Genomic DNA, 19,259 nt, shown 5'->3' on the forward strand with positions numbered 1-19,259 from the left:
TCGTTGAAAGGACTCGAGAGCCGTTTTTCTTCGACCCTGTCACGTCTTTCGCGTTGCCGCTGTGCCGTGTCAGTGGGAGCGCATTATAGGGAGCCTGAACTTTTGTGCAAGGGCTTTTTATAAGAAAACTGCTGTTTTTGGCTTATTTGCCGAGAATTTGTCCTGACCTGCCACTTTTTAATCTTTATAATGGCGAAAACCATTCATATAAGGACTTTTTATGGCCAATTCTCTCAGATCTTACCAAGGTACCAAGCCAAAGTTGGCCGAAGGCGTCTATGTTGATGAAGCTGCGGTTCTGGTAGGTGACATCTTTTTGGATCAGGACGCCAGCGTTTGGCCTATGGTGGCTGCCCGGGGTGACGTCAATCATATTCGCATAGGCAAACGCAGCAGTGTTCAGGATGGCACTGTCCTGCATGTTACCCGTAAGTCGCCGGCCAACCCAGAGGGACACCCGCTGCTCATCGGCGATGATGTCACCATAGGGCACAAAGCCATGCTTCATGGTTGCAAGGTAGGTAATCGTGTATTGGTTGGCATGGGAGCCATTATTTTGGATGGCGTCATCATCGAAGACGATGTGATTTTAGGTGCAGGTTCGTTGGTGCCTCCCGGCAAGGTGCTAAAGAGTGGCTTTCTCTATATAGGCAGCCCGGCCAAGCAGGCGCGCCCCTTGACCGAGGCTGAACGCCAATTTCTGCCACAATCGGCAGACAACTATGTCCGCCTTAAAGATGAGTACCTGGCCGAGCAAAGTAGTACTGACTAAGGTAACTCTATCTCACCGGCTCCATTGAAGCACTCCTGCTCAATCAGCGCCTCGGCTTCATCTTCGAAGTCGAAGCGCCACTGTTCAAACATGCTCAGGATCTCTTGCTCTTCAAGAACAACCTTGCCACTTAGTTGCTGCATACGTTGTAAGCCAACATAACAAGGAATATTGACCCCTTGCTGCTGTGCCATAAACATGAGCCTGTTTGATTCGGCTTGCCACTGACACAAGTCGCTGAAGATGATCCCCTGATTCATGAGGCCTCTCCTTTTAATTCTTGTCGCAAACTCTCGAGTACAGGCTCAACTTTGGGCATGACACCTCGCCATAAATAGAAACTTCTAGCCGCCTGCCCCACTAACATTCCTAAGCCATCCAGTGTTTTTGCCGCCCCTTGCTCGGCAGCCCAGCGATTGAACGCAGTTGTATGTGCCGAATACATCATGTCGTAGCAATAGCTATGATTGGCAACCACGGTTACGGGAATATCCGGTAGCTCACCATGCAAACTGGCAGAGGTGGAATTGATAATGAGATCATAACCCTCATAGAGCTCATTTCGCCTCAACGCCTGCAATTGCTGTGGCGCAATAGCCGCCAACACTTCGGCCTTACTGTATGTTCTGTTGTAGATATCAATATGGCCGACACCGGCCGCCAGCAGAGAAAGCAGCCCCCCCCTGGCAGCCCCACCAGCGCCGAGCAGCAAGACCTTTTTATCTTGCAGCGCCAGGTAACGACTGAGATCGGCCACCAAGCCGTAGCCATCGGTATTGTCGCCCCGAATTCTGCCATCATCCAGTTTAATCAGGGTATTCACCGCGGCGGCGGTTTCGGCTTCCTGGCTCAACTCATCACAGAGTTTAAAGGCTTGTTCCTTGAAAGGCACAGTGACATTGGCGCCCTTCCCCCCGGCAGCAAAAAAAGCCGTGACACTGCCGCTGAAGTCATCGATTGGTGCCAGAATCGCTTGATAGCTTAGGGCTTGCCCAGTCTGAGCGGCAAAGGCTGCATGGATAGCGGGTGATTTACTGTGATGAATGGGATTGCCAAAGACGGCATAGCGGTCGGTCATCTGTGCTCCAGAGCAATGGAAGAGATATCAGTCTACTCAGCGGCCCAAGGCCAGGCAAGGCTGCCGACCTATGGGGCTTTCAGTGTATACTGACACCAAAATCGACAACAAGATTCAACACAAAAATGAACTGGCTAAAGAAAATTATCAATCGCAAACCCGAGGCCGAACGGGACCCCACCCAGTCCAACGCCTATGATCTGATTGGTGGCGACGAGACGATACGCGCCATAGCCAAGAGCTTTTATCAGCAAATGCAAACGCGGCCGGATACTCAGGAACTCCTGTCCATACATCAGGCTCCGCTGGCACAATCGGAACAGAAACTATATGAATTTCTCAGCGGTTGGTTGGGAGGGCCTCAGCTGTATCAAGCCAAATATGGCCACCCGGCGCTGAGAGCCAGACACATGCCGTTTGCCGTTGATGAAAGAATGCGCGATCAGTGGCTGTTATGCATGAGGGCCTCGCTGGAGGCCAATCTGAAGGATCCTGAACACAGGAAGGTGATTTTCAATGCTATCGCTCAGTTAGCTGACCATATGCGTAACCAATAAGCCAAAGAAAGGCTTATTGGTTACGCTCACTAACTATTCAGTGAGCCAATCCCTGGGGTGCAAAAAGTCACTGTATAGCTTGGCTTCGGCAGAGCCGGCTTCAGGTTCATAGGCATATTGCCAGCGAACCAAGGGCGGCATCGACATGAGTATTGACTCGGTTCGGCCGCCGGTTTGCAGCCCAAACAGCGTTCCTCTGTCATAGACCAGGTTGAACTCTACATAGCGACCTCGGCGATACAGTTGGAACTCGCGCTCACGCTCGCCATATTCGGTATCCTTACGCCGCTCAACAATGGGGGCATAGGCAGGTAAGAAGCCATTTCCGACAGCTTGCATGAAAGCAAAGCAGTGCTCAAAGCCACCTTCATTGAGGTCATCGAAGAAAAGGCCGCCGACACCTCGGGTTTCGTTTCTGTGTGGCAGGAAGAAATACTCATCGCACCATTTTTTGTACTCGGGATAAACCGCTTCGCCGAAGGGCTCACAAATCGCTTTGGCTTGCTGATGCCATTCGCGCACATCCTCGAGGAAAGGGTAATAGGGGGTCAGGTCGAAGCCACCACCAAACCACCAGACGGGATCGGCACCTTCTTTACGGGCGATAAAGAAGCGCACATTGGCATGGGTGGTTGGGATATAGGGATTAAGCGGGTGGATAACCAGTGAAACCCCCATAGCTTCAAAGCTTCGTCCGGCCAGCTCAGGCCTGTGTGCCGTAGCCGAGGCCGGCATGGCTGCGCCTTCTACATGGGAGAAGTTCACCCCGGCCTGTTCAAACACGCCACCGCCGTTAAGTACCTTACTGATCCCGCCACCGCCCTCGGCCCGTTTCCAGGAATCGGTAGCAAACTCAGCTTTGCCATCCAGTCGTTCCAGTCCTTCACAAATCTGTTGTTGCAGTTGCATCAAGAATGCTTTTACCTGGTGGGAATCAGGTGCCGTCATGCTCGCTCCTTCTTGCTTGGAATTATTAGCCATTACGCAGGATCTGGCCGCTGCGAATATCTATGATGGTGGAAGGCTGGCGCTGCTGCCCCAACTCCCCTTCGATAAGGGCATCTATCTGCCCGGCAAAAGTTGTTTCAATATCATTCACAGTCAGTGCCGGCGGCTCACCCGCCAAATTGGCACTGGTGGATACCAACGGCTTACCCAAGGTATCACACAATTCCCTGACAACCGGATGGGCCGACACCCTGACGGCTATAGAGTCAAAATGGCCACAAAGCAGTTGGCTCATTCCCTGACGCACCGGCATGACAAAGGTAAAAGGTCCGGGCCATTTGGCAAAAGCCTGCTGCAGTTGCTCATCACTCAGTTGAGACTCGTCCAGATAGGGTTGCAACTGCCGATAGTCACTGGCGACCATGATAAGCCCCTTGTGCCAGGGGCGCTGTTTGATGTCGAGAATTCGGGAAACGGCGGCTTCATTATCGGGATCGCATCCCAAACCATAAACAGCTTCGGTGGGATACGCTATGACCCCTCCATCCAGAAGCAGTTGCTTACTCCCGGCGGCGAGCAAGTGCAGCATTGAGTGTACCTTTTATAGAGACAAAGACGGCTGGGCGCCCTCGGCGACAGCGGAGGTGATTATAGTCACATATTGAGCCGGATCACAGAGTTCGCTTGTACTTACATTCCTTACGGGGACATTCCAGTCTGTCGCCTGCAGCGCCCTTACGTTCTACCAGAATACCGAAACCGCATTCAGGACAAGCCTCTGCCCGAGGAGGAAAATTCACCAGAAACTTGCACTTGGGGTAGTTGCTGCAAGCATAAAAGCTCTTGCCGAACTTGCTGGTCCTATGCTCAAGCACTCCGCTATTACACTGAGGACAAGGCACTTTTTCAGCCTCTTCCTGCTGATCGTGTCGCTCGATATGAGTGCATTGTGGATACTGGGTACAACCAATAAAAATACCAAAGCGCCCCGACTTGACCGCTAACTCGTGGCCGCACTGGGGACACTCGGAGCCGGGAATAGGCTGAGAGTCGATGGATTCGTGCTGCACCAAAGGCCGGGTGTAATCGCACGCTGGATAATTATTACAGCCAATGAAGCCACCATGCTTACTGTGGCGTACGGAGAGCTCACTGCCGCACTTGGGACAAAGTTCATATTCTTTTTCGAGCGCGTGCGCCCGAGCATTGAACAACTGCTGGTCTATCTTGGCCATGACACATCTCGCTATTAAAAGAGTTAGGCGAACATTTTACCAGCGCCACACGGATAAAGGGAGCCTGCAACTGGAGTCATCAAACAGCAAAGGCAAATGGGGCTGGGATCTCAGCACGGATGAAGATATATTGTATCCAAAATAACAAAAAGGACCCTCTCTATGCCTCTGCTCACAACTCCAGGAAAATCTCTCGCTTCCATACTGATGACGCTAATGATCAGCGCCTGCGCTGGCCACACACAGACCACGAATCTGTCCCCCGCCATAGCGACAGCTTCCCATGAACAATTACTGCAACACTCGGATGCCCTCTATAACCCAGTGCAATTGCAGCATGTGCTCGCGTCACTACAAAACACAACGGATATGACACAGTGGCAGCAAGGGCTGTTTTATTTGAGGGGATACAGTTATTTCGGTCCCTTCGATAAATTGACCGATACAGATTTTCAGGCCATAGCCGACGCGTTGGCAAGGTTGCCGCAACAGGCAAACTTTTCTATGGATGAGCAGTTTGCCGTAACCCTCTATCTCTATTTCACCAGCGACCAGCAAGCCGGAAAACTTGCACCACTACTGCCGAGGCTCGCCCGCCAGCTGTCTCGATTGGGTAAACAAACTGCCAGTGACGCCAGAGACTATGCATTATGGGAGACAATTCGAGCCTATGGATTTCTACTTAATCAGAGCCGACAGCGGCTCGATGGCCAGTTGAACAAGCTGCTGTTGCAACAGCGCCTCGACGCAGATCTTTTGGGTTTTGTAGCTGGCGACAGATCACCATGGGAGCGGGAAAACGCATATTGGGCCCTGGCCATGTATCGCCTGGCACTGACCCCCAGCAAAGGCAAACAAGCTGACGATGCCCCGACTCCAGAACAACTGGCTCTGGATAAACAGCTCGAAGTCCTGGCACTCAAAGATATTGCCACCAGAGGTGATGCCGGTAAAGACAGCTACACCTTGGGATACCATGTAAACCACTTTGGTGGTCAACTGAGTTGCCAAGAGAAGACTCAGCTTTGCCGCATACCGGACTTACTCTCTGTACTACCGCAAAGACATAAATGTTCAGAGTCTCTATTTATCGTCGCCCAGGATCTCAGCACCGCTGAATTTGCCGAGAGCTGCCAGCGACTAACGTCCCAGGAAAGCCATTTCCACTCTTTGCTCAAAACAGAGCAACAACCTACAACCAACGATCACAACCAGGCGCTGCAAGTCGTAGCTTTCAAAAACTGGAGCCAGTACAACGCCTATGGGCAGTTGCTGTTTGATATAGGTACAGACAACGGCGGCATGTATATAGAAGGTACACCACAGCAACCGGGCAACCAAGCCAGCTTCTTTGCCTTTCGCCAATTCTGGATCGCTCCCGAGTTCGCCATTTGGAACCTGAACCATGAGTACGTCCACTATCTGGACGGACGTTTCGTCAAATATGGTGGCTTTGGCCATTTTCCAGGCAAAATGGTGTGGTGGGCCGAAGGCTTGGCGGAATATATCTCCAAGGGAGAAACCAACCCCAAGGCTATTGATTTGGCCACTGAAGCCCTGGAACAGAAAAAGGCTTTGGACTTGGCGAGTATTTTTGCCACCGAGTACCAGGACGGCCAAGATCGTACTTACCGCTGGAGCTACTTGGCTATCCGCTTCCTGGCTGAGCAAGAACCTCAGGCGCTCGTTCGCCTGAGCCAAGCCTTGAAAATGGATTATTTTGCCGGTTATGAGCAGGAATTGACGGCCTTAACATCAAAGGAGCCTGCTTTCCAGCAATGGCTGCAACAACTGGCCCAAACAGCCAAAAACAATGACGCGGATACTACCCCATCAATACGCAAGCTCAATAGGTACAGCTATCGTGACTACCTGCAGCCGGCACACTTGAGCAGCAGCGGCCGTCATCAACACTACTGACAATGTCGTAATCGGATGCTTGATTCAGATAAGAAAGTGTTTGGGAAGGTGCCGGCAAGTCTGGCGCCTGTATTGCCAAAACATAAGAATATGAACAAAAACCGGCTTAGTTGCGGAATGGTAGAAATAAAAAGGGTCGCTTAATGAAAGCCAAACCGGGCAGCTAAATCCGGAAATTAAGCTGCTGCGGCATAGCTAAAACAAATCAGGAGTGTAATCGACCTTCTTCGGGTTGCTCGAAGATAAGATCTTCCATCTGCTCATAGGCAGACTCATTACCGGGAGCATTGAACAATACCATCAGAATCACCCACTTGAGGTCTTCCAACACCATGGCTGGCTCGTCCAATTCCATCACCCTATCAATAACCATCTCCCGGGTTTGCACATTCAGCACCCGAATCTGCTCCAGGAACAACAGGAAACCACGGCACTCGACGTCCAGTTTGTCCATTTCATCTTTGGTGTAGATGCGGAAGGAATGTTGAGTATGCCCTCTAAGGTAAGGAGTATCACTCTCTTGCAGTTCGGCCAACCGCTCAAGCCAGGAAAGCGCCTTGATGATTTCGGACTGATGGAAACCGGCACGGGTGAGTTCTTTGGTCAACTCATCTTCGTCGACCAGCATTTCAACTTCACTATGAACATAGTTTTCAAACAGATACATGAGGATATCAAACATGGCTATTTCCTCTTAAGTCTAACGTAACCACCGGGTACTGCGGCAACCCAACCTTGCAACTCAAGTTCAAGCAATTGTTCCAACACCAGATCCAACGTTATTCCACTATGCTCAACCACAACATCCAAAGGTGTGGTCTCATAATCTACACTAGCTAACAGCGTTTTAAATGGCAACTCAGAGTTATCACTTGGTTTTATATGGTGACTCTTGTGCAAGTCTTCAAGGTGGCAGCTACATAAAGGCGCCAACTCTTCCACTATATCGGCCACAGACTCCACAAGTTTTGCCCCATTGCGAATTAAATCGTGGCATCCCTGGTGTTCATCGCCCATAACGGAACCCGGAACCGCAAAGACTTCTCTGCCTTGTTCTGCCGCCAAACGAGCGCTGATCAGTGAACCACTGCGCCGACGAGCTTCTACCACCAAGGTTCCCATTGCAAGGCCGCTGATTATACGGTTTCGTTTGGGGAAATTCCCGGAAAATACACCGACAGAAGGCCAAAGTTCACTGATAACAGCGCCATGTACTTGAATATCATCATAAAGGGCTCTATGCCTTCGAGGGTAAATTTCGTCAATTCCGGTTCCCAGTACTGCGATAGTCTTGCCGGTTGACGATAAGGCTCCCCGGTGAGCAGCGCCATCTATGCCGGCAGCCATACCACTGCATACGCTGATGTTCAAGGCATCCAGTTCGGCGCCCCACTGCCAGGCGAGCGACAAACCGGCGCGGCTGGCATCGCGGCTGCCGACCATGGCCAGCGCGGGTTGCAGCAGGGTTTCAACCTGTCCTTTGACGAACAAAATCGGAGGAAAATCTGGGATATGTTTCAACAATGGCGGGTAAAAGGGATCATCGGGGCAGATTAGATATCTGCCCTCTGCACCCTGCTGCCATTGCAAGGCTTGGTCAACTTTTTCAGGAGCCAACTCCAAGCGTTGGAGCTGTGTCTGGTTTATTGGCAAAGACTGGGGTTCATGTTCCAGCCTCTGTCTCAACTCAGCCACATCCATGTGCAAGAGTAATTGCCTTATCCGGAGGGGTCCCAGTCCAGATACCGCAGCGACAACCAGCCAATCAACCAGACTATTATGCGTCATTCACCTTTCAGTAATATGTCAGGCTTGACCAAAAGGTCATCAACCCTGACAGGGCTCTCGTTCACCATGATGAGCCCGAGAGCTGTCTTGTCGAATACCTTGAACACCATTACCTGACCGCGATAGAGGTCGGGCAGTTTAACGGCATTGTCTGAGCCCATCTTGGCCATCAGGTTGTCGTAAGCAGAGCGTTCGGTCGGCGGCACGGGGATACCATCGCCGTTGATCACCACTTCGGCACCGTCCTTGTAGATAGAGAACACATCGCCAGGCTCTACGCCTTCACGGCTGCCCCGATCCAGATAAAACACATCCAGTTTCCCCATGGCGCGAATTTTACGTTCAGATGCCAACACCTTGGCGCCCTCGGTATCGCTGGCCTTGGGAATAAAGTAGGCAGACAACAAGGAGTCATCTTCTATCGCCAACACTCTGAAACCGGCTTTGGTTTCGCGGAAATTGTTGAGCAGCTTCACCTTGGAAACCTCACCCGACTCCACCACTCGGCCGCTGGCACTGAGGATCACTTCCTGACCCAGCAACTCACCGGTTTCCTTATTGGTAAATTCGCGCCCGGGCTGATACATCCCGACTTTATCGCCTTGTGGCAGATTGGCCTGGATATAGATGATGTCGTCCATCACATGGTGACGGGAATCTCTTTCTCCCCCCAGCACCATAGGTTGTTCCTTGAACCACTCGGGGTCGACCACCCGGTTTTGCACCAGGTAGGGTTGAATCAAGGCCAAATCGACCGCGGGAATGGCACCGCCTTTGGGTTGAACCCTTCCGGCCGGGCTCTTGCGAACATGAGGTTTATTGACCAGCCGGGGTTCTCCGTCGATAAACACCAGTGTTAATCGATCGCCGGGATAAATAAGGTGTGGATTGGCTATCTGGGGATTGGCGCCCCAGAGTTTGGGCCAACGCCATGGGTCTTTGAGAAACAATGCTGATATATCCCAAAGGGTATCGCCTTTCTTGACCACATAAGTATCAGGATGACCGGGTTTTAATGTCAGGGTATCTGCTGCAACGAAGGCGCAATTAAATGTCAGTAACGCGAGTAAAATTAACCGTTTCATGGGGGCTTCCATGTTGTCTGGCTCATTAGTGAGAGCTTTTGCTGTTATTGATAGCCGCTAAGGATTAAAATTAACGCAATAGCACAAGTCAGTATAACCAACTGGCACGGATTTGACAGACTTGTTAAGAGTTTATCTATGGCCCTGTTAAAAGTATTACGATTCCCAGACGAGAGATTACGCACGATTGCCCAGCCCGTGACAGAATTTGATTCTGCACTGCAGACGCAAATCGATAATATGTTCGAGACCATGTACGAAGAAAAGGGTATTGGTCTGGCTGCAACTCAAGTCGATTTTCATAAGCAATTGATTGTGATGGACTTGCAGGACGATGTCGAACGTCCAAAAGTCTTTATCAACCCCCAAATTATCAGCGCAAGTGGCGACTTCTGTAATGAAGAGGGTTGTCTGTCTGTACCCGGTATTTATGCCAAGGTGGATAGAGCCGAATTTATTACCGTGACGGCGCTCGACCGTGATGGCAATGAATTTACTATTGAAGCAGACGGTTTATTTGCCATCTGTATTCAGCACGAGATGGATCATCTAAAGGGCAAGCTTTTCGTTGATTATCTGTCACCACTGAAACGTCAGCGGATCAGACAAAAGCTGGAAAAAGCGGCACGTCAGGAAGCTAAAGCCTGAATTAATCCCGAATAATTAGGATCTATTTTGAAACCACTGAAGATCATTTTTGCCGGTACTCCGGACTTTGCAGCGCGCCACCTGCAGGCGCTGCTGGACTCAGAGCATCAAGTCATTGCCGTCTATACCCGAGTGGACAAGCCAGCAGGACGAGGCCACAAGTTAACCCCCAGCCCGGTCAAGGCACTGGCGTTGGAACACGATATTCCCGTCTATCAACCCAAGTCGCTGCGCCACGAAGAAGCCCAGCAGGAGCTGGCAGCTCTGGGAGCCGATATCATGGTGGTGGTCGCCTATGGCCTGATCCTGCCATTGGCAGTGTTGCAGGCTCCCCGCCTGGGATGCATCAATGTTCACGGCTCTATTCTGCCGCGCTGGCGCGGTGCGGCGCCTATCCAAAGGGCATTGTGGGCCGGGGACAAAGAAACCGGGGTCACCATAATGCAGATGGATGTCGGTTTGGATACCGGAGACATGCTGCTCAAGACCTCGCTGCCGATAGCCGATGACGACACTTCAGCAACCCTGTATGAAAAACTGGCCCAACAGGGACCGGTGGCACTGATCCAAGCTCTGCAAGGTCTGTCCGAAGGCAAACTCACCGCCGAGCCACAGGATGAATCACTGGCCAACTACGCCGAAAAACTCAGTAAAGAGGAAGCCCGTATCGACTGGCATAAGGCTGCCCGCAATCTGTGGCAGGAGATCCGCGCCTTTAACCCATGGCCGGTGAGCTACTTTGAATGCCAAGGGCAAAATATCAAGGTCTGGCAGGCCGAAGTGGAAGAGTCAGCCGAGCAGTTTGAGCCGGGCACAGTGGTGCGCGCCGACAAGCGAGGGTTAGCCATTGCCACTGCCGATGGCTTATTAGTGTTGAAAAAGGCGCAACTGCCAGGGAAAAAACCGCTGGATATCGCCGATATTCTCAACGCCAGGGGCGAATGGTTCCAGCCCGGTAAGAATTTGGCTCAAGCATCATGAGGCAGAATCTCAGAGCCCTTGCCGCCAAGGCCATCTTTCAGGTACTGGAACGGGGCATGTCCCTCTCGGTTGCCCTGCCCGAACAACAGCAGCAGCTTCACAGCGGCAAAGACAAGGCGCTTTTGGCCGAGCTTTGCTATGGCGTAATGCGCACCCTGCCACAACTGGACAAGAGAGTCAGCGACTGCCTCAGTAAACAATTCAAAGGGAAACAGCGTATCGTCCACCAACTGCTTCTTGTGGGTTGTTACCAATTGTATTTTACCCGGATACCGGCCCATGCAGCCATTTCGGAAACTGCCGAAGCCTGTCGTCAGCTGAAGTTTGAAAACCTGGTCAAGGTAGTCAACGGCGTTTTACGCAATATCCAGCGAGACAATAGCCCACTGGCCACAGATAACCCTGTGCTGGAACACAATACGCCCAACTGGATCCTCAAGGCGCTCACTTCAGCCTATCCGGAAAACTGGCAACAAGTGGTGCAGCAGAGTCACCAGCGGCCGCCACTGTGGCTGCGCAACAACCGTTTATCCCAAAGCCGTGAGCAATATCTGCAACACTTGGCAGAAGCCGAAATTGTCGCCACTCCAGGTCAGGGGGAAGACAGTATATTGCTCGAGCAAGCCTGCGATGTCACCACTCTGCCCGGCTTTGGCGAGGGCTCAGTGTCTGTGCAGGATGGTGCTGCTCAATGGGCCGCCGCCCTGCTGGCACCTCAAGCGGGCGAAACCATTCTCGATGCCTGCGCCGCTCCGGGAGGCAAGAGTTGCCATCTGCTGGAGCTGTGTCCGGACATAGAACTGGTGGCGGTCGACAACGACAACAAACGGCTGCAGAGAGTTGCCGAGAACCTGCAAAGGTTGCAACTGAATGCCAAGTTGGTGCACGGCGATGCCGCAAATATTGCTTCATGGTGGCAGGGTGGCAAGTTTGATCGCATATTACTGGATGCTCCCTGCTCGGCTACCGGCGTTATTCGGCGCCATCCGGATATCATGTGGCTGCGTAAGCCGCAGGATATTGAGGAGTTGGCCAAGGTGCAGCAACAGATATTGGATCACTGCTGGCAGTGGTTGAAGCCAGGCGGTGTACTGTTATACGCCACCTGCTCTATCCTGCCACAGGAAAACCGCGATCAAGTTGTCGCCTTCCTGGAGCGTACGCCGGATGCCCGGTTGGAAGCTATCACTCAGGCAGACCAGCCAGATGCGATAGGCTGGCAAATCTTGCCCGGACAGGACAATATGGACGGGTTTTATTACGCGCGAATCGTTAAGTCGAAACTTCAGGGATAAGACGAGGCCATGAAAATAATCATCTTGGGCGCAGGTCAGGTCGGTGGCACCCTTGCAGAAAACCTGGTGGGTGAAAACAACGATATCACCATAGTCGACAGTGACAGAAACCGCCTTAGGGCACTGCAAGACAAATATGACTTGCGGGTGGTTGTCGGTCACGGAGCCCACCCCGGCGTCTTGAAAGAAGCCGGCGCCGAAGATGCCGATATGCTGATCGCTGTAACCAACAGCGACGAATGCAACATGGCCGCCTGTCAAATTGCCTATACCCTGTTTGGCACACCAACCAAGATAGCCCGTATTCGCTCAGAGCAGTACTTGGGGATGCAGGATAAGCTGTTTATCGACAGTGAAACCAAGAGTAATGAGCCTCGGACACGGGGTGGTTTCATCATAGATGAGCTGATTGCCCCCGAACAGTTAGTAACCGCTTACATACAACGCCTGGTAGATTACCCAGGGGCTTTACAGGTTCTGGAGTTCGCCGAAGGAAAGCTGAGCCTGGTGGCTGTTCGTGCCTATTATGGCGGCCCCTTGGTGGGTAACGCGCTGGCCGCGCTGCGCGAACACATGCCGAATATTGATACCCGGGTAGCGGCGATTTTCCGTCAGGGACGACCGATTATGCCTAGGGGAACCACTATCATAGAAGCCGATGATGAAGTGTTCTTTGTCGCCGACAGTCGCCATGTGCGGGCAGTAATGAGTGAGATGCAGAAGCTGGATAACAGTTACCGCAATATCATGATCGCCGGTGGCGGTAACATAGGTTTGGGACTGGCCAAGAAGCTACAGCGTAATCACTCGGTCAAGTTGATAGAACATCGTCAGGACAGAGCCGAGGCGCTGTCGGAAAAGCTGGAAAATACTACGGTATTCTGCGGTGATGCTTCCGATCAGGAACTCCTGATGGAAGAGCACATAGATCAAACCGATGTGTTTATCGCCGTCACCAACGACGACGAGGCCAATATCATGTCGGCACTGTTGGCCAAACGTATGGGTGCCAAGAAAGTGATGGTGCTTATTCAGCGTGAAGCCTATGTCGATATTGTTCAGGAAGCCAATATCGATATCGCCATTTCGCCGCAGCAAGCCACCATCTCGGCCTTGCTGACCCATATCCGCCAGGGAGATATCTGCAACGTATATTCACTGCGCCGAGGCGCTGCCGAGGCGATTGAAGCCATTGCCCACGGTGATTCCAGCACCAGCAAAGTCGTCGGCAAACAGATAGGCGAAATCAAGCTACCACCGGGTACCACCATAGGCGCCATAGTCCGCGATGATGAAGTCTTGATGGCCCACGATAAGACAGTTATCGAACAGGGAGACCATGTCATTCTCTTCCTGGTGAACAAGAAGTTTATCGGCGAAGTGGAAAAACTGTTCCAGCCGAGCGCTTTCTTCTTCTAAGGCTCTGGCCATGCTGAATTTTCGCCCGCTACTATTCATCCTAGGCCTGTTTTTGTCCATGCTGACGGCCTTTATGTTTATTCCACTCTTCTTCGCCCTGTTTTACGGCGAAGAAACAGTGGCAGCCTTCATGGCATCGGCGCTGGTCACAGGTACTGTCTCCAGTATCTGTATGCACAGGGGCCAAGGGCAGCAGCTTAATCTGAATATCCGCGACATGTTCCTGCTGACCAGTCTCACCTGGTTTATTGTCAGCTTGTTCGCCGCCATGCCCTTTACCCTGTATCACGGTATTGGCTATACCGATGCCTTCTTTGAAACCATGTCGGGGATCACCACCACAGGCTCCACTGTACTATCCGGGCTGGACGGCATGGATCACAGCATTCTTGTCTGGCGTTCGCTGTTGCAGTGGCTCGGTGGCATAGGCTTTATTGTGATGGCGGTGGCCATTCTGCCGTTTCTCAACGTAGGGGGGATGCGGCTGTTCAGAACAGAATCCTCAGATTGGTCCGAGAAGGCCATCCCCCGCACCCAGAGCCTGGCCAAATACCTGTTTCTGGTGTATCTGGGGCTGACAGTATGCTGCGGTTTGGCTTATCACCTGGCGGGGATGAACTGGTTTCAAGCGCTCAACCATGCCATGACCACGCTCTCCACTGGGGGCTACTCGACTTCGGACAGTTCCATGGCAGCCTTTCCCAAGGCGGCGCACTGGGTCGGGGTGGTATTTATGGCGGCCGGTGGCCTGCCGCTGCTGATGTTTGTTCAGAGTCTGCAGCAACGTAGTATCAAGGTCTGGAATGATGCCCAAGTGAAAGGCTTTATTCTTTTTCTGCTGCTGGTGTCTTTCTCTCTGGCTTATTGGCTCTACAGTTCGCGTGAAATAGCCTTTATTGACGCCCTGCGGCTCTCGAGTTTCAACGTGGTTTCCGTGGTCACTACCACAGGCTATGGCCTGACCGACTATGGCAGTTGGGGGGCGCTGGCAAATATCGCTTTTCTGTTCCTGATGTTTGTCGGCAGCTGTTCAGGTTCAACCTCCGGCGGAATCAAGATATTCCGCTTCCAGATCGCCGGCGCCATCATGCGCGAACAGTTGAAGCAGCAGTTTCATCCCAACGGCATTTTCCGCGAGCGCTACAACAACCGACCTATCAATGAAGAGATTGTGCGCTCCTTGGTGACCTTCGCACTGCTGTTTATGTTGGTTATCGTGATGCTGACGCTGGTGTTGGTGCTTTGTGGTCTTGACCCTGTCACCAGCCTGTCCGGCGCAGTCACGGCAGTGACCAACGTCGGCCCAGGGCTTGGCCCTGTTATCGGCCCAGCAGGCAACTTTTCCAGCCTGCCGGACTTGGCCAAATGGGCACTGTCGATAGGCATGTTACTGGGCCGCTTGGAGATCCTGACTGTCGCCGTCTTGTTCCATCCCAGCTTCTGGAAATACTGATATTATCTATGGGTGAATTTTATTCAGCTGTAGATAATCGGCCTGCAGGACATACATGCGTTTGACATCCGAGTATTGGCCGTTGATAAAGATCTCCTGCACCAGATGGCCTTCCTCTTTAAAGCCGCACTTCTGATAGAGTTGTAACGCCTTGTCATTCTCCAAGGCCACATGCAGATAAACCTTGTATAGGTTCAGTATGGTAAAGGCATAGTTTAGCGCCTTGTTAACCATGGCCCTGGCGTAGCCTCGCCCCTGAAACTCAGGCGCTATGATTATCTGAAACTCGGCATTGCGATGAATGTCATTGATCTCCACCAGCTCAACCAGACCTATGGTCTGCTGCTGAGCATTTTCTGCGATAAAGCGCCGCTCTGTCTTGTCGTGGATATGCTTGTTGTAGAGCTCTTCAAGCTCATCGAACGATTCATAGGGCTCTTCAAACCAGTAAGCCATAATGATGCGGTTGTTATTCAGCTGATGAATAAATCTCAGGTCTGTTCTTTCCAGCGCCCGTAGGCGAATCTCACCGTCATTCATGACACCTCCTAAAGTCGTGCCAATAAAGCCAGCCATATTAAGCGGACAACAGGCACACAGATAGTGAAAGTTAGTTTACCTTGCAGCCCTTTTCCACACATACAAAAAAGCGCAGTACCAGGACTGCGCTTTGAAAACATTGCCTCTATCAGGAAGCCAAGTCACTCAGGTACTCGGCATAGTGCTTTACGTCTTCCCAGTCCGTGTAGTCGATAACCGTCTTGGGATCGGTTGGCCCCCCCGTCATCTTCATGATCAGCCGGATCATAAAGCTGTCCAGCCAGCCCCAAGAGGGGTAATCCACCTTACCGGCGATAATCTTCACATCCTTGGGCTTCCAATCCGACAGGGCAATAAACTTCTGCAGATACTTGTTGTTTTCCGGGATCCGTTTCTCCGGCTTGCGAGCCACCACATTGACGGAAAAGAAACTGAGTCCTTTCTCTGCCAGCACCTGTTGGTGTTTGCTGCAAAAAGCGAACACGCTCTTGTCGTAGGTACCATAAAGCACACAAGCACCGAGGACCACGACATCATATTTTTGCCAGTCGATGTTTTCCGCCTCAGCCGCAGCCAAATCCATGCTGTCACACTCATGGCCCAACTGCTGTAGCCTTTCGGCAATACAGCGACTGATCTTGGCAGTGTGGCCACCACGGGAGAAGTAGAGCACAAGAATGGATTTCATAAGTTCGCCTATTGAGTGTCTGTAACTTAAATTGTGTGGCTTATCGCCCGGATTGAACAAGTTGAAAGATCACATAATCGGCTTCAACCCGTGAGAATATTGCCGCAAATTGCGCTGTATCGGTATTTTTCAGGCTAGAATTGCGATCCAGATAAAAGACTGATGATTGTGCTCATCTCCCCATTCAATTAGAATAACCTAATCAAAAGGCGAAGAGGTTCCAAGCTGATGCAAAAAGATATTGATGTCGCAGCCATGCTTTCCAATGCGGAAAACGCTGCCAAATGGCTCAAGGCCATCGCCAACCCTTACCGCCTGATGATCCTCTGCCTTCTGCTGGATCAAGAGCTGAGCGTCACTCAGCTGAATGAAACCGTGCCTCTGAGCCAGTCCGCTCTGTCACAACATCTGGCGGTACTGCGTGCCGAAGATCTGGTGGCGACCCGCAAGAGTTCGCAGGTTGTTTACTACTCGCTCAAGAACCAGCAGGTCACTGAGGTCATCTCTATTCTGCACCGCAAGTACTGCGCTTAGGGAAGGTGCGAATAAGTCCCATGTGTGCTCTGCGTCGGCTTACGGGCCTGGATGCAAGGCGTGGTTCGCAGCAAATGGCCCTAGTCCTTTGCAAGAAGCACAACACAGCAGGCAGGCTTGTAAGCCACGCCCTTAGGGGCTTGCACAGCAACCGGCTTTCTGCGTTATCCAACCTCGACAGGCCCCGGCATGCCTTCAGTCAGATGCCTTGAACGCCAATTGCTGTGCAAGCCACTCTCTACAAAAGAGAGGGCCACGAGGACTTATTCGCACCTTCCTTATTAAAGCTCGGCAAACTCGGCAGCAAATGTCTTCACCCGCTGCCAATCGGTGAATTCATAAGTACCGCTGGTATCTGTTGGCCCCTTGGTTATCCACATAATCAGCCGAATCATGCTACGGTCAAATAAACCGTAGTTGGGATAGGCTATCTTGCCGGCAAACACGCCTTGCAACTGTGGCTGCCACAGGGATAACTGCAAGAACTTCTGCATATAAGGGTTGGTTTCCGGTGTATTCTTTTCCGGCTTGCGGGCCACAACATTCACGGTAAAGAAGGCGTTCTTCTTGGCGTTCAGCAGCGCATGATGGTTATTGACGAAACGATACAGCTCAGGCCTGTGCTTACCATAACGTATGCTGGCACCCACCAAGATTTTATCGAATGTCGGTAACGTATCGGTTTCCACCTCAGCCAGCGATACCATAGAGACTATCTCACCCGCTTGGCTCAATTCATCGGCCATGATCTGGCATATTGTCTTGGTCTGGCCATCAACGGTCGAGTAAATAATCAGAGTCTTGCTCATCAGTTCTTCCAGAAAGTCGGGGTAAACAACACCAATAAGGTAAAGATTTCCAAGCGCCCAAACAACATGGCAACCACAAGCACGTATTTGGCTCCGTCACCTATGCTGGCGTAGTTGCTGGCAACTTCGCCAAGGCCTGGCCCCAGGTTGTTGAGGCAAGCTGCAGTGGCGCTGAAGGCCGTAATAGCATCCATCCCCATGGCCATCAGAACCAGCATACAGATGACAAACACCAGAGCATAGGCGGAGAAGAAGCCCCAAACAGCGTCTATCACCCTATCCGGCAACGCCTTGGAACCGATACGAATGGAGAACATGGCCCTGGGATGAATTAGACGCTTAAGCTCGCGCGAGCCCTGCAGTAACAGTAGCACCACGCGGATAACCTTGATCCCGCCGGCAGTAGAACCACCGCTGCCGCCAATAAAGCTGGAAAACATCAACAAAATAGGCAGAAACAGCGGCCAAACATGGAAGCTCTCGGTACCAAAACCGGCTGTGGTGGAAATGGATACCGCCTGAAACAGCGCATGATCCAGAGTTTGTTCCGGTGAGTCGTAGATACCCGAGTGATACAAGGTGGCGAAACAGATAGCGGTCAGCAGTAACTGAATACCGATAAGCGCCTTGAATTCGGCATCACGAAAGTAAACCTTGAAGTTGATCCCCCGGCGGGAAAACGCCGCAAAGTGCAGGCTGAAGTTCACGGCCGCAATCAGTAGAAATACCACACAAATTAAATTGATGGTCGGGCTTTGAAAGTAGCCCATGCTGGCATCATGGGTGGAGAAGCCGCCAATGGCGATAGTAGAAAATGAGTGGCTGATCGCATCGAAGGCACTCATACCGGCGAGCCAGTAAGCACCGGCACAGGCCAGGGTCAACATCAGATAGATATACCAGAGCGTCTTGGCAGTTTCAGCAATCCTGGGGGTCATCTTGGAATCTTTTACGGGCCCGGGGATCTCAGCCCGGTAAAGCTGCATCCCCCCGATCCCCAACACCGGCAGAATAGCCACCGCCAGCACAATGATTCCCATGCCACCAAGCCATTGCAGCAAGTGACGATAAAAGAGTATCGCCTTTGGCAGGTTATCCAGGCCGACAATCACAGTGGCCCCTGTGGTTGTCAGTGCCGAAAAAGATTCAAAAATACTGTCGGCCAGCGACAAGTCCGGCTGTTTCGATAGCAAAAAGGGCAAGGTACCTATGGCACCAAGTACGGTCCAGAACAGCACAACAATCAAAAAACCCTCTCGGGTCTTGAGTTCTGCCTTATGGTGGCGATTGGGATACCAGAGCCAGAAACCGATAAATAGACTGATAAAGAAGGCCTTGATAAAGGCTGTACCACCGCCGTCTTCATAGATAAGGGCCACCAATGCCGGAGGCAGCATAGTGATGGAGAAGAGCCCTATCAGTAACCCGGTAATACGGGTAATTGTTCGGTAATGCATGCCGTTTTTCAATCAGTCCATTGGCCAATAAAACCCAGCATTGTCGCACAAG

21 protein-coding genes are annotated in these 19,259 nt (G+C 51.8%); 9 read left to right on the forward strand and 12 right to left on the reverse strand.

The window, feature by feature from the left end; all coding sequences use genetic code 11:
• Positions 1 to 220: 220 nt before the first annotated feature.
• Positions 221 to 772, forward strand: a complete 552-nt coding sequence (locus tag ACMHXI_RS12460; protein ID WP_025011812.1) for a gamma carbonic anhydrase family protein — start codon at positions 221 to 223, stop codon at positions 770 to 772.
• Here the strand turns inward: ACMHXI_RS12460 and ACMHXI_RS12465 are convergent.
• The gene (locus ACMHXI_RS12465) at positions 769 to 1,032 is read right to left on the reverse strand and encodes a DUF1488 domain-containing protein (protein WP_208184311.1); all 264 of its coding nucleotides are present in this window, start codon (positions 1,030 to 1,032) and stop codon (positions 769 to 771) included. The two genes, ACMHXI_RS12460 and ACMHXI_RS12465, sit on opposite strands and share 4 nt — an antisense overlap.
• The gene (gene aroE / locus ACMHXI_RS12470) at positions 1,029 to 1,850 is read right to left on the reverse strand and encodes a shikimate dehydrogenase (RefSeq protein WP_208184310.1); all 822 of its coding nucleotides are present in this window, start codon (positions 1,848 to 1,850) and stop codon (positions 1,029 to 1,031) included. Before aroE ends, ACMHXI_RS12465 begins: the two co-directional genes overlap by 4 nt.
• A gap of 125 nt (positions 1,851 to 1,975) precedes the next feature.
• On the opposite strand from aroE, the gene ACMHXI_RS12475 reads away from it, so the two are divergent.
• Complete coding sequence (locus ACMHXI_RS12475) at positions 1,976 to 2,407, forward strand: group II truncated hemoglobin (protein WP_025011814.1); 432 nt, start codon at positions 1,976 to 1,978, stop codon at positions 2,405 to 2,407.
• A gap of 33 nt (positions 2,408 to 2,440) precedes the next feature.
• On the opposite strand, the gene hemF is transcribed toward ACMHXI_RS12475, so the two are convergent.
• The 3 genes from hemF to ACMHXI_RS12490 form a co-directional block, all read right to left on the reverse strand.
• On the reverse strand, positions 2,441 to 3,355 hold the full coding sequence (gene hemF, locus ACMHXI_RS12480) for an oxygen-dependent coproporphyrinogen oxidase (RefSeq protein ID WP_107006258.1): 915 nt from the start codon (positions 3,353 to 3,355) through the stop codon (positions 2,441 to 2,443).
• A 25-nt stretch (positions 3,356 to 3,380) separates the two neighbouring features.
• The gene (locus ACMHXI_RS12485; RefSeq protein WP_107006259.1) at positions 3,381 to 3,944 is read right to left on the reverse strand and encodes an L-threonylcarbamoyladenylate synthase; all 564 of its coding nucleotides are present in this window, start codon (positions 3,942 to 3,944) and stop codon (positions 3,381 to 3,383) included.
• Positions 3,945 to 4,026: 82 nt separating this feature from the next.
• A complete protein-coding gene (locus tag ACMHXI_RS12490) occupies positions 4,027 to 4,590 on the reverse strand; it encodes a type I DNA topoisomerase (protein ID WP_025889805.1) in 564 nt (187 codons plus the stop codon).
• A 162-nt stretch (positions 4,591 to 4,752) separates the two neighbouring features.
• Between ACMHXI_RS12490 and ACMHXI_RS12495 the strand changes: the two genes are divergently transcribed.
• Positions 4,753 to 6,510, forward strand: coding sequence for a collagenase (locus ACMHXI_RS12495; RefSeq protein ID WP_208184309.1), 1,758 nt, complete (start codon positions 4,753 to 4,755; stop codon positions 6,508 to 6,510).
• Between the two features lie 205 nt (positions 6,511 to 6,715).
• Here ACMHXI_RS12495 and ACMHXI_RS12500 read toward each other — a convergent pair whose 3' ends face one another.
• The 3 genes from ACMHXI_RS12500 to ACMHXI_RS12510 all read right to left on the reverse strand — a co-directional run bounded on the left by ACMHXI_RS12500 (position 6,716) and on the right by ACMHXI_RS12510 (position 9,395).
• Positions 6,716 to 7,192: a DUF494 family protein gene (locus tag ACMHXI_RS12500; RefSeq protein ID WP_208184308.1), complete on the reverse strand. Its 477-nt coding sequence runs from the start codon at positions 7,190 to 7,192 to the stop codon at positions 6,716 to 6,718.
• A gap of 2 nt (positions 7,193 to 7,194) precedes the next feature.
• Positions 7,195 to 8,211, reverse strand: coding sequence for a DNA-processing protein DprA (gene dprA, locus ACMHXI_RS12505; protein WP_025889801.1), 1,017 nt, complete (start codon positions 8,209 to 8,211; stop codon positions 7,195 to 7,197).
• An 83-nt stretch (positions 8,212 to 8,294) separates the two neighbouring features.
• Complete coding sequence (locus tag ACMHXI_RS12510; RefSeq protein ID WP_025889800.1) at positions 8,295 to 9,395, reverse strand: LysM peptidoglycan-binding domain-containing protein; 1,101 nt, start codon at positions 9,393 to 9,395, stop codon at positions 8,295 to 8,297.
• A gap of 126 nt (positions 9,396 to 9,521) precedes the next feature.
• Between ACMHXI_RS12510 and def the strand changes: the two genes are divergently transcribed.
• The 5 genes from def to ACMHXI_RS12535 are packed head-to-tail and all read left to right on the forward strand — an operon-like array spanning position 9,522 to position 15,179.
• A complete protein-coding gene (gene def / locus ACMHXI_RS12515; RefSeq protein ID WP_025011820.1) occupies positions 9,522 to 10,031 on the forward strand; it encodes a peptide deformylase in 510 nt (169 codons plus the stop codon).
• 27 nt (positions 10,032 to 10,058) lie between these two features.
• Positions 10,059 to 11,012, forward strand: a complete 954-nt coding sequence (gene fmt / locus ACMHXI_RS12520) for a methionyl-tRNA formyltransferase (RefSeq protein WP_107353448.1) — start codon at positions 10,059 to 10,061, stop codon at positions 11,010 to 11,012.
• Positions 11,009 to 12,307 carry a 16S rRNA (cytosine(967)-C(5))-methyltransferase RsmB gene (gene rsmB, locus ACMHXI_RS12525; protein ID WP_107353449.1) on the forward strand — a complete coding sequence of 433 codons (1,299 nt, stop codon included), beginning with the start codon at positions 11,009 to 11,011 and terminating at the stop codon, positions 12,305 to 12,307. Before fmt ends, rsmB begins: the two co-directional genes overlap by 4 nt.
• A 9-nt stretch (positions 12,308 to 12,316) precedes the next feature.
• The gene (gene trkA / locus ACMHXI_RS12530; protein ID WP_025011823.1) at positions 12,317 to 13,726 is read left to right on the forward strand and encodes a Trk system potassium transporter TrkA; all 1,410 of its coding nucleotides are present in this window, start codon (positions 12,317 to 12,319) and stop codon (positions 13,724 to 13,726) included.
• 10 nt (positions 13,727 to 13,736) lie between these two features.
• Complete coding sequence (locus ACMHXI_RS12535; protein WP_101058710.1) at positions 13,737 to 15,179, forward strand: TrkH family potassium uptake protein; 1,443 nt, start codon at positions 13,737 to 13,739, stop codon at positions 15,177 to 15,179.
• Positions 15,180 to 15,185: 6 nt separating this feature from the next.
• Here the strand turns inward: ACMHXI_RS12535 and speG are convergent, their stop codons facing one another.
• Positions 15,186 to 15,719, reverse strand: a complete 534-nt coding sequence (speG, locus tag ACMHXI_RS12540) for a spermidine N1-acetyltransferase (protein WP_025889793.1) — start codon at positions 15,717 to 15,719, stop codon at positions 15,186 to 15,188.
• 148 nt (positions 15,720 to 15,867) lie between these two features.
• A complete protein-coding gene (gene hemG / locus ACMHXI_RS12545) occupies positions 15,868 to 16,407 on the reverse strand; it encodes a menaquinone-dependent protoporphyrinogen IX dehydrogenase (protein ID WP_054745270.1) in 540 nt (179 codons plus the stop codon).
• Positions 16,408 to 16,635: 228 nt separating this feature from the next.
• On the opposite strand from hemG (ACMHXI_RS12545), the gene ACMHXI_RS12550 reads away from it, so the two are divergent.
• Positions 16,636 to 16,941: an ArsR/SmtB family transcription factor gene (locus ACMHXI_RS12550; RefSeq protein ID WP_025011827.1), complete on the forward strand. Its 306-nt coding sequence runs from the start codon at positions 16,636 to 16,638 to the stop codon at positions 16,939 to 16,941.
• Positions 16,942 to 17,222: 281 nt separating this feature from the next.
• Here the strand turns inward: ACMHXI_RS12550 and hemG (ACMHXI_RS12555) are convergent, their stop codons facing one another.
• Positions 17,223 to 17,750, reverse strand: coding sequence for a menaquinone-dependent protoporphyrinogen IX dehydrogenase (hemG, locus tag ACMHXI_RS12555; protein WP_208184307.1), 528 nt, complete (start codon positions 17,748 to 17,750; stop codon positions 17,223 to 17,225).
• Entirely contained in the window at positions 17,750 to 19,207 is a 1,458-nt protein-coding gene (locus tag ACMHXI_RS12560) for a TrkH family potassium uptake protein (RefSeq protein ID WP_025011829.1), read from the reverse strand. Before ACMHXI_RS12560 ends, hemG (ACMHXI_RS12555) begins: the two co-directional genes overlap by 1 nt.
• Positions 19,208 to 19,259: the final 52 nt, after the last annotated feature.

It is taken from the genome of Shewanella sp. BJSY2023SW005 (assembly GCF_047314585.1).
Classification (GTDB): domain Bacteria; phylum Pseudomonadota; class Gammaproteobacteria; order Enterobacterales; family Shewanellaceae; genus Shewanella; species Shewanella algae.

Coding starts and splice junctions, on each gene's coding strand:
- hemF (WP_107006258.1), bottom strand. CDS start 3,355: ATGACGGCACCTGATTCCCACCAGGTAAAAGCATTCTTGATGCAACTG.
- ACMHXI_RS12490 (WP_025889805.1), bottom strand. CDS start 4,590: ATGGCCAAGATAGACCAGCAGTTGTTCAATGCTCGGGCGCACGCGCTC.
- ACMHXI_RS12510 (WP_025889800.1), bottom strand. CDS start 9,395: ATGGAAGCCCCCATGAAACGGTTAATTTTACTCGCGTTACTGACATTT.
- ACMHXI_RS12475 (WP_025011814.1), top strand. CDS start 1,976: ATGAACTGGCTAAAGAAAATTATCAATCGCAAACCCGAGGCCGAACGG.
- ACMHXI_RS12465 (WP_208184311.1), bottom strand. CDS start 1,032: ATGAATCAGGGGATCATCTTCAGCGACTTGTGTCAGTGGCAAGCCGAA.
- dprA (WP_025889801.1), bottom strand. CDS start 8,211: ATGGATGTGGCTGAGTTGAGACAGAGGCTGGAACATGAACCCCAGTCT.
- hemG (WP_208184307.1), bottom strand. CDS start 17,750: ATGAGCAAGACTCTGATTATTTACTCGACCGTTGATGGCCAGACCAAG.
- rsmB (WP_107353449.1), top strand. CDS start 11,009: ATGAGGCAGAATCTCAGAGCCCTTGCCGCCAAGGCCATCTTTCAGGTA.
- aroE (WP_208184310.1), bottom strand. CDS start 1,850: ATGACCGACCGCTATGCCGTCTTTGGCAATCCCATTCATCACAGTAAA.
- ACMHXI_RS12535 (WP_101058710.1), top strand. CDS start 13,737: ATGCTGAATTTTCGCCCGCTACTATTCATCCTAGGCCTGTTTTTGTCC.
- trkA (WP_025011823.1), top strand. CDS start 12,317: ATGAAAATAATCATCTTGGGCGCAGGTCAGGTCGGTGGCACCCTTGCA.
- ACMHXI_RS12485 (WP_107006259.1), bottom strand. CDS start 3,944: ATGCTGCACTTGCTCGCCGCCGGGAGTAAGCAACTGCTTCTGGATGGA.
- ACMHXI_RS12495 (WP_208184309.1), top strand. CDS start 4,753: ATGCCTCTGCTCACAACTCCAGGAAAATCTCTCGCTTCCATACTGATG.
- def (WP_025011820.1), top strand. CDS start 9,522: ATGGCCCTGTTAAAAGTATTACGATTCCCAGACGAGAGATTACGCACG.
- hemG (WP_054745270.1), bottom strand. CDS start 16,407: ATGAAATCCATTCTTGTGCTCTACTTCTCCCGTGGTGGCCACACTGCC.
- ACMHXI_RS12460 (WP_025011812.1), top strand. CDS start 221: ATGGCCAATTCTCTCAGATCTTACCAAGGTACCAAGCCAAAGTTGGCC.
- ACMHXI_RS12500 (WP_208184308.1), bottom strand. CDS start 7,192: ATGTTTGATATCCTCATGTATCTGTTTGAAAACTATGTTCATAGTGAA.
- ACMHXI_RS12550 (WP_025011827.1), top strand. CDS start 16,636: ATGCAAAAAGATATTGATGTCGCAGCCATGCTTTCCAATGCGGAAAAC.
- speG (WP_025889793.1), bottom strand. CDS start 15,719: ATGAATGACGGTGAGATTCGCCTACGGGCGCTGGAAAGAACAGACCTG.
- ACMHXI_RS12560 (WP_025011829.1), bottom strand. CDS start 19,207: ATGCATTACCGAACAATTACCCGTATTACCGGGTTACTGATAGGGCTC.